Here is an 11,251-nt window from a genome sequence, read left to right as displayed (position 1 = left end):
CGGCGCAGACACCTCTCCCTTTCCCCACGTGCGTGACCCGGTGTCCGGTCAGCTCTCGGCGTCGAAGAAGTCCGCGGACAACAACGGCATGTCCGGCACGGCCGGCCGCGGACCGCTGCGCCGCGGCTCCTCGGCGGCCGGCTCCGGTTCAAGCTTCACCGCCAGGTCCTCGAAGCGGCAGTCGAGGATCCTGCACAACGCCAGGATCAACTCGATCGGCATCTTCGGCGGACGTTCGGTGCTGACGAGGCGATAGATCGAACTGCGGTCGAACTCGAAGCCGTACCTGCGCAACTCCGGGATCAACTTCGTGGTGGTGTACCAGTTCTTGCGGACCGCCATCAGCTCACGCAGTCGCCACTCGTAGCGCGGCTGCCGGGCCCGCACGTCGTCGTTCTGCTCGTCCGGCCCTGGCCGGGACACCGCGTTCATCACACCCTCCTCCGGCGGCCAGCAGGCTCGCCTGACGCGTGATCGCTGAAGTCGTCGTCCATCTCCGCCTCCGCCTCGGCCATCGCGAAGGCGCGCTGCAGCGCGGCCTCCTCGGCCGCGTCCAGGTGCTCACGGACCTTCAGGTTCTTGAACTCGCTGCTGACCGCCGTGTAGATCGCCGTCGTCGCCGCGTGGGAATGACCGACCTGGTCAGTGACGAACTGCCCGTCATAGCCGGACTCGACCAGCCTGGTCAGTGACGAACTGCCCGTCATAGCCGGACTCGACCAGCCTGGTCACGTACGTGTGGCGCAGGCAGTGCGGGCCCAGATGATCCGGCAGCCCCGCCAGTTCACGCCAATGCTGGAAGCGCTGGTTGACCGCCCGCTCGGAGATCATCTCATCGCGCTCGGTCGGGAACATCACGCCGTCGTCCTCGCGGTCGACATAGAACAGCGGCCGGACGTTGTCCAGATAGACCTGCACGGTCTGCACCGCCCACGGCCACACCGAGATCACCATCCGCCGCCGAGGAGGCTGCCCAGCGCTGGGCTTGCCCCACCGCACCGCCAACGCCGCCAGGTCGCCGAATTCGGGCAGCTTCGCCTGCCGCCGCCAATCGTGCGTCTCCAGCCGCGCCGCCTCCCGACGCCGCAAACCCCAGCCGTACAGCGTGGTCAACAGCGCCAGGTCACGAGCCGCGGTCAACGCGCCCTTGTGCCCCTCCGTTCGCAGCCGCCGGATCTCCGGTTCCATACCGCCGAACAGCCGCCGGATCTCCTCGCGGGTCAGCGGCCGGTTCCCGCTCGGCTTGCCGATGTACTCCTGCGCATGGCGGACCGCGTTCAGGTCCCGCAGCGCGAACGTGGCTAACGTGCCGAACAGCTCCTGACAGACCTGCGGCCACTCGTAGGCGGGATCACTCAGATACGCCAGATACTGCGCGAGATCGTTCTGGTACTTGCGCATCGTGGAGGTGGCCACGCTGTCGGCCAGCATCGCCGACCACCGATCGAACAGGGCCCGGTTCCACACCGGCTCCCACGGGTAGCCGTCCGCCACCGCCTGCACCTGCCGGGCGATCCGCAACCGCTGCCGCACAGTGCCCTTCACCAACCGCCGAGCCCGCTGATGATCGGCAAACCCCTGCAAGGTCTTCTCGAACACCGCCTCCGCCGGGCGCAGCATCGACACACCCGGCACCACATGCAACGTCGCAACCCCAGGCACAACAGACGACGCGCCAGAACGGCGGACGTCCGCCGTCCATCCCCCATCGACCAATCGTCACCCTCCGCAACCAGAGCCGTTGCAGACTACCTCAAGATGATGCACCTATTGCACCAATAGCGCTCACACTACACCAGCTTGGCTGTGTTCGCAGACCACGCATTGATCAACACGGGCACACGTGATAGAACTCGGTCGCCACCCGCACCGGTCAGGCGGCAGCTCTTCAGGCAATCCCCGTCGCCCGGTGATGCAGCCAGCGCAACATTGCTCGGACTTCCGTAGCCTGGCGCGTGATTCCTCCGCGCGAAGGCCCATGCAGTTCAACACGTGGGCCGGACGGTCCAGATCGCCGAGCTCGGCGACCAGTTGCGTGATGATCTTCCTTGCTGGGCCTCGCTTCTGGTCCGAGGTGCAGTAGCGCGCCGAGGCCGACGGCCACTTACCTCGGCGGCGAACCTGGTCGAGCAGTAGGCCCTGCTCACGGTGGCGCTCTTCGTAGCGCACCCCGTAGTGCTCGGCCTGCGTGCGCGCCAGCTCGCTGGTTCCTGGCCATTCGACGTGCCCGAGCGCGCAGTGCAGGACGGTCACGCGGTCGAGTACGCCTGCGCGTTGCGCGAGCGTGCAGACCACATCCAGCATGGCTTGCGAGTCCTTGCCACCGCTTGAATTGACGAGGATGACGTCATAGGCGGCGAGGTCCGGCGTGTCGGCGGTCAACGTGTGCATGAGTCACCCCTTCATCGACGAGAGGCAGAGATGCGGATGTCCAGAGCGGACAGTTGCGGTGATCTGATTACGGCATCCATGGACGGGAGCGGTGTTGTCCTTGGCATTGCGGACAAGCCAGGGCTCGGTGTCGTCGAGGTCGATCGGGACACGGATCTGGCGGCCCGTCCGATCGGTAGAGGACGACGTGGATGCCTACGACGGTGTTCGTTACTGGAGCGAGTTTCGGCTCTGGCGTGAGCCGTGATCGAACTCGTCCAGAAGCGTGGCCAGTTCGTCAGCGTCGGCTTGGTCCAGCCAGGAATCGGCGTTGCCGGGCCACCATTCGTCTCCGAACTTGGCCTGGCCGTACTGGTTGAGGAGCTCGATGACGCGCTCGGCCGATGTCCTGGGAGTGCTTGTGCTGCAGTCACGCGCAATCGCGGCGGTGATGTCTCGGTGATCCGTGCTGCGGTAGCTGGTGTCGCGGTCGGTTTTGGGTGTCCAGCCCAGTGCGGCGAGCAGTGGTCGGATGCCGGGCCACCAGCCGCCGGGGAACTTGCGGTAGACCCATTCCTCGGCGGTGTACCGGTCTTCGTCGTTGGTCGGTCGCGGGACCACGATCGAGATCGGGCGATCGGTGTACAGGTCGATGGTGATCACGAGGGCACGGAACGTTCCGATCGGCGCCGTGCCGAGCATCGCGTCGCTGGGCGCGGCGTTGAGCAGGGTGACGTGGTATCGGGTGGCGTCTCCGGGCGCCCACCACGCCCAGCGCGGGCGTTCGGTGGGGTGGTTTATCTCGGCGATGAGTTGTCGCGCGTCGCGAATGTCGTTGGTAGTCATGAGGGTTCGTGTCCTTCGAAAACGGTTGAGAGCAAGAACCGGCGCGATGCCCTCGCTGTGGGGAGGCATCGCGCCGGTCTTGTGTCTGGGTGAGGTGGGTGGTGTGTCAGGCGTGGCCGTGTCGGCGGAGGGCGTGCTGGACGGCGTTCGTGATCGAGTCACCGTTGGCCTGCGCCGGTGCGTTCTTGTAGAGCGGCCAGGACCACACGCAGTCGCGGCTGTCGCAGTAGATGCGAACGTGGCCGTCGTCGTTTTCCTGGAGTACCAGGGGAAGGCGGTGTCGCCGGGGTTCCGGCGGCGGGAGTGTCGTGCCCGCCAGGGTGAGCCGGGAGCCGTCGGCAAAGCCGACGTCGACGCCGAACTCGGTGAGGTGCTGTGCAACGTGGCCGACGAGGTCTTGCGCGTTGACCTTGCCGACCGTTGAGCCGGGACGGGTGGGATCTTCGAGGTAGTTGTGGACCAGATCTTCCAGCGTCTCAACCAGAATCATCGGTAGTGCCTTTCGTAAGAGAGCGGGATTCCGTAGAACTGCGGAGGATGCGTGCGCTGGACAGGCCAAGGGGGAACGGGCGTTGGTGCGGCTACTTGTATTCGCGCTTCCACCGGGATTCGACCTTGGGCGCCAGTTCGGTGCGTAGGTCGTCCTCGGTCCGCCCGTGCTTCGCGGCCAGGGCGGCCAGAATGAGCTGGGCGTCCTCGCGGTAGTCGGCGATGGTGTCCCGGTGCCGAGCGATGTCGGCCCTGGACAGGTGCCGGGCGTAGGCCAGCGCGTCCGCGTAGGAGCGGCGAGCCGTGAACTCGGTCTCGATCTGGCCGTATCCCCTGGTGCGCAACGGGGTTCCGTCCGGTGCGGTGATCGCTTTCGCGGCCTTGGCCTTCGCGCGTTCGGCCTTCTCCGCTTCCCGCGCGAGCTGCTCCGGTGTCTTGATCCGGCTGGGCCGCTTGCGGACGTCGACCGGCGCGCTGGGGTAGCACTCGGTGCACGCGGCCTCGCCGGCCTGCTCGACGATCTCCGCCTCGTCGTGCCCGGAGAGCTGGGTGAGCCAGGCGAACCGGGTGGACGGGAAACAGGTGCGGCAGGCGGTAGTGCGGTGCACGTGGCCACCGGTGTTGAGGACCAGCCAGGCGCGGGTCCAGCCGCCCCGGCGTTCGAACTCCGCATCGAGGGGGCGCGCGGCGGCCTCGCACTCGGCGATGGTCTGGCGGGCCTGCTCGATCCGGGGCCGCAACTCGGTCGCGTACTCGGCCATGCCGTCGTTCACCAGGCGCTGGACGCGGGCCGTGAGCGCGGTGAGGGTGTCGTTGGCCTTGGCGTGCTCGATGTCGAGCCGGGCGAGCTCTTCGTCGATCTCGGAGGGGGTTGCGGTTGTGGGGTCGTCGATAGGCATGGGCGTTCACCTCGGATCAGGTACGGGTTCGGGCCAGGTGGCGCGGTTCACGCGGTGACGGGCGCGAGCGCGCGGGGTGGCAGGGCGGTTGTGGTCCAGCCGTAGAGGTCGAAGACCTGGCGGGCGTGGGTGCGGCAGTAGAGGTCGAAGGCTCCGCCGCGGCCGGCGTGGGTGGCGCGGCGGTGGCAGTAGCGCGAGCTGCGGCCGTTGCCGACCTCGGTTTGCCAGGTGCACACGCGCAGCCGGCGCATGCGGATGACCAGGCCGGGCCCGCCGTTGACGCCGCCCCAGCGGCCTCCGTCGACGTCGGTGGCGTGCCAGACGTAGCGGGTCCACCGTCCGCCGGACGGGGTGTAGATGCGCTGGCCGTGCTGGTGGGCGTCGGCGGGGTCGATCGTGGCCAGGTGCCCACCGGGCCAGGTGGTCAGCGTCCGGCCGTCGGTGGACACGTAGGCGACGAACGTGTTCGCGCGGGTCATGGCCTCGCGTTCGCGTTCGTCCGAGCACGGGTAGCACCTCGTGGCGTCGGTGGCGGGGTCGATGGCGTAGCCGGTCGCTCCGGTGCCGCTGGTGTCCGGGGTGGCGGGGTGGCCGCAGTCCAGAACGTCCGCCATGGCGGCGGCTGTGCGGGTGGTGGTCATGGCGGTATCGGTCCTCTCAGGCCGGGTGGTTGAACGGATGCGCGCACGAGCGCCCGCCGGGGCCGGCGGACGGGAATGGGGAGGTGAGCGAAGGCCGGTGGTCACCTGTGTCCAGGGCTTGGCGCGGCCACGCGGTTGGTGGGCGGCCGAGCCAGGGGTCGATCAGTGCTGGCGCCCGAAGGTGGTGAGCAGCCGGGCGAACTCGGCCACGCGGTCGTGCGGGACGTGGACGGTGAACACGGAGTCGGAGGTGCCGGGCCGCACGGACACGCGTCCGTGGACGCCTGCGTCGACCGTGCCGAAGTGGAAATCGGTGTCCGGCTCGTCGCGCTGCACGCCCAGGCTCGCGGCCACGGTCGCGGCGAGCTGTTCGCGGGCGGCGGCGGTGGCGTCGCTGGCGTGCTTGGCGTCCCAGGCGGCGGACAGGGCGGCCTGGTAGTTCGGCAGCAGGCGGCGCTGGATCTCGCGGGCGATCCTGTCCGGTGGCTTGGCCTCGTCGACGGTGATCGTGTGGTCGCGCTGCATGCCGGTCGGGACGTGGTTGCGCAGGAAGCCGAGGTAGCCGGTGATGATCAGGCGGCCCTGGTCGGCCTTGCGGCCGGTGCTGGTGCCGTCGAACAGGTCGAGGACCTGATCGTTCGGGCCGGCCAGATGCGCCTCCGAGCCGTCGGCGGCCTTGCCGGTGTAGGCGTGCCAGCCCTGCCCGAGGTGGCCGGCGATCGTGTGGGCGAGCGTGAGCGTGGTCATGGCGTGCTCCAGTGCTGTGTGGACGGTCGCGGTGAATCGAGCGCCGGGGTGGCTCAGCCGGCGTGAGCGGGTTGCTTGGCGTACTGCTGTTCCTGTTCGCGGACCCAGTGCTGAACGCTGGTCGCGTCGACCTGGGAAAACATCTGGCCGGTGATCTCGCGGCGACGGTCGGAGTTGCGCAGGTAGAAGGAGCGGATGCGCAGGATCTTGGCCACCCGGAACAGGTAGTCGGCGAAGTCGGTCACGTGCCCCTGCTCGGTGGTGGCCTTGTCCAGGCCCTTGGCGATCTTGCGCAGGGTGCGGACGATCGTTTCCGCGCGGTCGAGGTCCACCAGGTAGGGCTGGTAGCCGTGGGAGAAGCCCCAGGCGTGTTCCTCCGAGGAGTCGAGAAAGGCGGTAATACGGAAGTCGGCCAGCGCTGCCTCCTCCGGCGAGCAGTACTCGCTGGCTGAGTACAGGTGGCCTTGTTCGTCGACGGAGACCACCGTGGCGACCAGGTGACGCGTGCGGTCGCTGTGGTTGTCGTCGAGGGTCAGCAGCAGGCTGTACGTGCGATCGGTCGGCATGGCCGGTGTCCTTTCCTGATGTCGTGGCCAGGCAGAGAAAGAGGGGTGGTGACAGGGCCGGCCGACCGTCCACAGGGAACGGTCGGCCGGCGGGGAGCGCGTCCGAATCGGCCGCTTCGGACGCGCCGGATGGTGATCCACTGGTGTCGGCTCAGCGGGATTCGGTGATCCGCGACAGGGTGGCCAGATCGACGACCGGGCCTCCCCAGTACCGGACCTGCGCGGGTTCGCCCTGGCGTCCCCAGACGGAGAGCTGGGCGGCGGAATTGCTCGGCCGGCGCCACACCGCACAGGTCCGGCTGCCGTTCGCCCGGCGCTTCCCGCGTGCGTCGCAGCGGTAGACCTCGGCCGGGGAACCCCAGCCGGCCGCGCGCATGTGCTCGGCCACCTGCTCGAACGTGGCATCGAACGGGATCGCGGACGTCGCCGGTCGCGTAGTGACCGGCTCATCCTGGTCTGCGGCACCGTGTGGCGGGGAGGTGATCACAGCGCGGACCTCGCGCGCCTCGAACAGCCGGCCGTACCGGCTCGAATCGGCGTAAGCCAGCCCATGGGGCCCGGTGAACCACAGGGTGATCCACTCCGCGCCACGCTGCCAGCCGCGCCGGTAGCCCCGCCGGTCGGACAGTTCCGTGATCGGGATCGGCGGCAACGTGCCGTCCAGGTCCCGGTCCGGACGGGGTGTCCATCCGTACGCGTCGAGATCGGCATGGATGCTCGGGTAGGCCATGTCGGTCGCCCGAGCGTCCGCGTAACCGCGCGCCGCGCGGGACAGGGTGTCCGCGCGCTCGTTGAGCTGGGCCGTGAACCGGCGCAGCCGGTCCGGTGGGATCGGCTGGGAGCTGTGCGCGTCGTCGGTGAGATCCGCAACCAGACACCGCACATCCTCGGCCAGGCCCGCCAACTCGGCGAGGCTGGCCGCTTGCAGCCAGCTCACCCCTTCCGCGGCATCGGCGCGTGCGCGTTCGGAGTCAGCATCCGCACGAGCCGCGCGCAGCGCGTCGGACTCGGTCGGGTAGTGCGCAGTCATGACACGAGCTCGCTTTCACGGGAGGTGGACTCGGCGAGAACGCGGTCAAGCTGGTCGAGGAAGTACTCGACGTCGGAACTCGGCCGCATGGCGTCCACGCTGGGCATGTAGTCGGGCGAGTCGACGCGGTCGGTGTAGACGGAGTGGTCGCACTCGCAGCATTCCGGCGCAGTGACCGGCCACAGTTGGCAACCGACATTGAGTGAGGCAGTCGCCAGAGCACGGTCATGGAACGTCGGCGCCGTGTAGGTGGCGATAGCCGTCACGACCCGTGCGTGCGGGAACCGGGCGAACAGCTCCGCCAACACGTCGTAGTGCGCGTGCCAGCACGCGGAAATCGTGCGTCGTCGCCCGTTGGGGCCGGTGCCGCTGCCCGACCAGGACGCGCTGCCCTTGGCACCCGCGCCCGCGCTGTTGAGCGTCCGCAGGGTGAACCTCGCGCGGGGGCCCGCGCGGTTGCTGCGGTCCTCTCCGGTCCGAACGGTCAGATTCCCGTCATACAGGGAGTCGGACACGTCGCGAACGACACTCTGAACATCGCTGATAGACACGCCATACACAAACATGACCGAACTCCTTTACTTGCGAGGTGATACTTTCTCTGGCGTGCGCGCGGATGAGTCGAACAATCCACAACGAGAACCGTTGCAACCATTACGCGCTGTCCAATCCTTTGTGCCGCACGATGGTGCTAGCTCACGCTCCGAATGCGGTATCGCGCTTTCACTTGCGCGGTGAAGCCGTAGGTGGCGCTGGTGCTCACGCTCACGCGCTCGACAACTTCCGCGCCGTTTTCGCGTGCCCACTTGCGCGCCAGTCGGCCGGCCGTCTGAGAGAGGCCGCGAAGCTGTGCCCCTTCCGTGGTGACCACGATCAGGGTGTCGTCCTGTTTCCACACGTGCGAGTACCACACTTGAGTCTCCGTTTCCGTCGTGTCCCAGCGGTTACGGCACGGCACGCGAATCAACACGCGTGCTGTACCGATGGCGCTGGATTCACTTCACCGTGCGCAGGAACGCGCCTTGATTGGGCTTGCAGCCCGTGAGCGTGCGCGCGAGGTAACTGTTGGCCTCGCGCTTGCTGTAGAACACCGTGATGCCCGTGATGCCGCGCGAATGCCACGCATGGCTATCCGTTGTCACGACCTCGTAGCGCGTGACCTTGCGCGTGGCCGTGATGGTCCACTCGTCAAACCACGCGCCGTCCGATGGGTTGACCACCGATCGGTTGCCGATCGATCCGCGCGCTTGGCTTGCCGTGTCCGCCTGCACGTACCGGTAAAAGGTGCGCCACTCGTACGACAGCGAGTCAGAACGACGTGCGTCGATTGTGAGCCTGTAGCTAGGCATACCTGCCCTTCCTTTCCGTTTGGATGGACCGCTGACCGGTCAAGCGGACAAGTGAGCGCGTAGCAGCTTGAACGCGCCATCGAACGAGCGCCGGACACCGAGCGAACGCCGACCGATTCCCTGTTCGGCCGGAACTTCCGCTACGTAGTCGTCGTGGTTGACGATGCGAATCGCACCGAAATACCCGCTGTTTCGCTTCCAGATCTCGACTCCGCGACCAGGAATTCCCGGATCGGGGCGAATCTCGTATTCGATGAAGAATTCCATCTCGGTCATGATCTCGTCCTTTCTGCGTTGGCCCGTTCGATGTGTTTATGCGGCTGACTGGTAACCCGTGCCGGGGCAATTGGCGAGACCGGGCAGATGGTTGGTTCGGAAGTCGTTCCACGCGCGCTCAGAATTCGCGCGGGCCCGGTTGCGTCCCCTGTCCAGTCGGGTGGGGCCGCGCTGTTGCTCGGCTTGCTGGTTGAGCCGTTGCCGTACTAACCACGTCACTGCTTGCGCCTGGTGCGCCGAAACCCGCTTACCCACGCGATCGGAGATCCGCTCCGCGGCTCGGCGGTAGAGGCTCACCACGTGGTCGTAGTGCCGGCGGTTGACAGAGCCGTCCTTGCGCCGGAAGCCGTCGACCGGCGCGGAGTCGTATTCGTCGGAGGTGAGCGCGCGACCATGCGCCACAGACAGCGCGTGCCGATCGATCACTACGCGCGGCGCGTCCGGATCTTGGTCTCCGCCGAATTCGATCAGGTGGGCAAAGTCGCGGATTTTCGGACCGTTGAGGATGTCCTCATACCGTTCACCGGAGAGCAACCGGTCAGCAGCGTTTTTCTGGCCAGTCGTGGCGAACATCCCGGAACCAGGTCCGCCGATTCCTTTGCGTTCACGGAGCACGCGAGCGGCATTAAGGACGTTGCCGATCCATCCCTGTTGTGGTGAGTAAATCGCGAGCATTCCGGCGCCGAGATGTGCGTCACCGTTGGCGATGGCGGTTGCCACGTGATGCGCGTCGGCATACCAGCGCATTCCTTGCGCGATTTCGTCGGGTGTGGCCTGTTCCCAGTGCCACACGATGTTTTCGTGGCTCACAGGGTGCGCCCGGAACCATGGGTGATCGCTGGGGGCAGGCATTTTCTACTCAGTCCTTTAGGTGTGATCCACGCTCACCGGCGAGTCGTCCCACAAGCGGGACCATCCCGTTTGCGTGGAACGTTCGCCGGCCGTTCGTACGTATTTGTCCAGGGCGAGCAATTCGCGTCGGACTTCTCCGACGTCCAATTGCCACAGTTTGCGGGAGATTTCGTCCCGCACACGGTCAAGGTCAATCGCGCCCGATGATGCGAGGGAACACAGCGCGGACGACATACCTCCGTGCCACTCAGAGGCGATACGTCGTGCTTGTCCATCGGTGATCGTGACGGTGACTACACTCATGTTTGCCCCCTGATTCACGCCGCGACCGGGGTCGCAACCGGGATGGATTCCATGGCGGAAAAATCGAAAATGGCGAGCTGGGCGGTTTCCCGCGCGAGGGTCATTGCTTCCGACAGGTCGGCAGTCACGACGGAAACGTCCAGGTAGACGCGACCGGTCGCAGGGTCGTGCCATCCGCCGAGAACGCGACCGGGTAGCGAAAGAGCGTCTTTTGCTTGCGCGATGTATTCGTGAAGATCGTTGCTGGTCACGGGACGGTCGAAAATGCGTTCGTGTTCCGGGTGTACGGCAACCGCATAGCCGGCACGGACGTCCGACCCGTCGTCAGGCTTGACAGAAAAACCGCCATCTGGAACGGACAGAGCGTCCGCCATAGCGCTAATGCGGGCGGACCAATCGATCAGGGTCATAGTCATGGCGGTACTCCTTTTCGTGTGCGACAAGTGGTTGACTAGTTGCGATTCAGGCCAGTTGTGAACTGGCACCGAAACGCGCAACCCTCACCGTTACGAGATCTCCGCAAAGGGGACACATCCTGTATCCGTGCAATACGGCACTACTCGTGTGATGAGGGTTGCGCGTTCCGATGGCACATTTCCCTGAATCTCTGAACTGTTGGGATAAGCCGTTATGTCTAGCGCGCAATGCAAGGAACCATGCCCGTAAGGGTTTGGCGTGCTATGGGCAGGCGAGAGCGACGCTCTCAAGCCAGAAAAACCCAATGTCGGCAACCGCCTAAAACAACCCCGAACGCCTACACATTGCGACGTTTTTCGGTGCTAGACCACCATTGACTTATCTTGGGGACACACCTGTGGCAGGCATGCCATTTATGCGCGCTACTCCGCTCTATAGCAAGAGCTATACAAATGGTGCTGCAAGC

The 11,251-nt window shown here is 66.3% G+C and carries 17 protein-coding genes; all 17 read right to left on the bottom strand.

All coding sequences use genetic code 11. The features are described 5' to 3' along the window. Nucleotides 1-48 precede the first annotated feature (48 nt). A complete protein-coding gene (locus QP939_RS04260; protein ID WP_285455225.1) occupies nt 49-432 on the bottom strand; it encodes a helix-turn-helix domain-containing protein in 384 nt (127 codons plus the stop codon). After that, nucleotides 432-707, bottom strand: coding sequence for a hypothetical protein (locus QP939_RS04255; RefSeq protein ID WP_285455224.1), 276 nt, complete (start codon nt 705-707; stop codon nt 432-434). Before QP939_RS04255 ends, QP939_RS04260 begins: the two co-directional genes overlap by 1 nt. After that, on the bottom strand, nt 661-1,620 hold the full coding sequence (locus tag QP939_RS04250) for a tyrosine-type recombinase/integrase (protein ID WP_285459639.1): 960 nt from the start codon (nt 1,618-1,620) through the stop codon (nt 661-663). The genes QP939_RS04255 and QP939_RS04250 overlap by 47 nt, the downstream gene beginning before the upstream one ends. Nucleotides 1,621-1,785: 165 nt before the next feature. Further along, complete coding sequence (locus QP939_RS04245) at nt 1,786-2,391, bottom strand: adenine nucleotide alpha hydrolase family protein (protein WP_285455223.1); 606 nt, start codon at nt 2,389-2,391, stop codon at nt 1,786-1,788. A 210-nt stretch (nt 2,392-2,601) separates the two neighbouring features. Further along, complete coding sequence (locus QP939_RS04240; protein ID WP_137096863.1) at nt 2,602-3,216, bottom strand: hypothetical protein; 615 nt, start codon at nt 3,214-3,216, stop codon at nt 2,602-2,604. 106 nt (nt 3,217-3,322) lie between these two features. Further along, nucleotides 3,323-3,706 carry a hypothetical protein gene (locus QP939_RS04235; RefSeq protein ID WP_137096862.1) on the bottom strand — a complete coding sequence of 128 codons (384 nt, stop codon included), beginning with the start codon at nt 3,704-3,706 and terminating at the stop codon, nt 3,323-3,325. 91 nt (nt 3,707-3,797) lie between these two features. Continuing rightward, on the bottom strand, nt 3,798-4,604 hold the full coding sequence (locus tag QP939_RS04230; RefSeq protein ID WP_285455219.1) for a hypothetical protein: 807 nt from the start codon (nt 4,602-4,604) through the stop codon (nt 3,798-3,800). A 47-nt stretch (nt 4,605-4,651) separates the two neighbouring features. Next, entirely contained in the window at nt 4,652-5,245 is a 594-nt protein-coding gene (locus QP939_RS04225) for a hypothetical protein (RefSeq protein WP_285455218.1), read from the bottom strand. 162 nt (nt 5,246-5,407) lie between these two features. After that, nucleotides 5,408-5,992 carry a hypothetical protein gene (locus QP939_RS04220; RefSeq protein WP_285455216.1) on the bottom strand — a complete coding sequence of 195 codons (585 nt, stop codon included), beginning with the start codon at nt 5,990-5,992 and terminating at the stop codon, nt 5,408-5,410. A 53-nt stretch (nt 5,993-6,045) separates the two neighbouring features. After that, nucleotides 6,046-6,558 carry a hypothetical protein gene (locus QP939_RS04215; protein WP_285455215.1) on the bottom strand — a complete coding sequence of 171 codons (513 nt, stop codon included), beginning with the start codon at nt 6,556-6,558 and terminating at the stop codon, nt 6,046-6,048. A 151-nt stretch (nt 6,559-6,709) separates the two neighbouring features. Further along, nucleotides 6,710-7,588, bottom strand: coding sequence for a hypothetical protein (locus tag QP939_RS04210; RefSeq protein WP_285455214.1), 879 nt, complete (start codon nt 7,586-7,588; stop codon nt 6,710-6,712). Next, the gene (locus tag QP939_RS04205; protein ID WP_285455212.1) at nt 7,585-8,154 is read right to left on the bottom strand and encodes a hypothetical protein; all 570 of its coding nucleotides are present in this window, start codon (nt 8,152-8,154) and stop codon (nt 7,585-7,587) included. Before QP939_RS04205 ends, QP939_RS04210 begins: the two co-directional genes overlap by 4 nt. A gap of 125 nt (nt 8,155-8,279) precedes the next feature. Continuing rightward, entirely contained in the window at nt 8,280-8,501 is a 222-nt protein-coding gene (locus QP939_RS04200; protein ID WP_285455211.1) for a hypothetical protein, read from the bottom strand. Between the two features lie 82 nt (nt 8,502-8,583). Then, nucleotides 8,584-8,937: a hypothetical protein gene (locus QP939_RS04195; protein WP_285455210.1), complete on the bottom strand. Its 354-nt coding sequence runs from the start codon at nt 8,935-8,937 to the stop codon at nt 8,584-8,586. 39 nt (nt 8,938-8,976) lie between these two features. Then, nucleotides 8,977-9,213, bottom strand: a complete 237-nt coding sequence (locus QP939_RS04190; protein ID WP_285455209.1) for a hypothetical protein — start codon at nt 9,211-9,213, stop codon at nt 8,977-8,979. A 36-nt stretch (nt 9,214-9,249) separates the two neighbouring features. Then, complete coding sequence (locus QP939_RS04185) at nt 9,250-10,023, bottom strand: DUF7178 family protein (protein WP_285455208.1); 774 nt, start codon at nt 10,021-10,023, stop codon at nt 9,250-9,252. 359 nt (nt 10,024-10,382) lie between these two features. After that, entirely contained in the window at nt 10,383-10,784 is a 402-nt protein-coding gene (locus QP939_RS04180; protein WP_285455207.1) for a hypothetical protein, read from the bottom strand. Nucleotides 10,785-11,251 lie beyond the last annotated feature (467 nt).

It is taken from the genome of Amycolatopsis nalaikhensis, assembly GCF_030264295.1.
In the GTDB taxonomy this organism is placed as follows: domain Bacteria; phylum Actinomycetota; class Actinomycetes; order Mycobacteriales; family Pseudonocardiaceae; genus Amycolatopsis; species Amycolatopsis nalaikhensis.
This window is presented reverse-complemented; position numbering and strand designations above follow the sequence as displayed.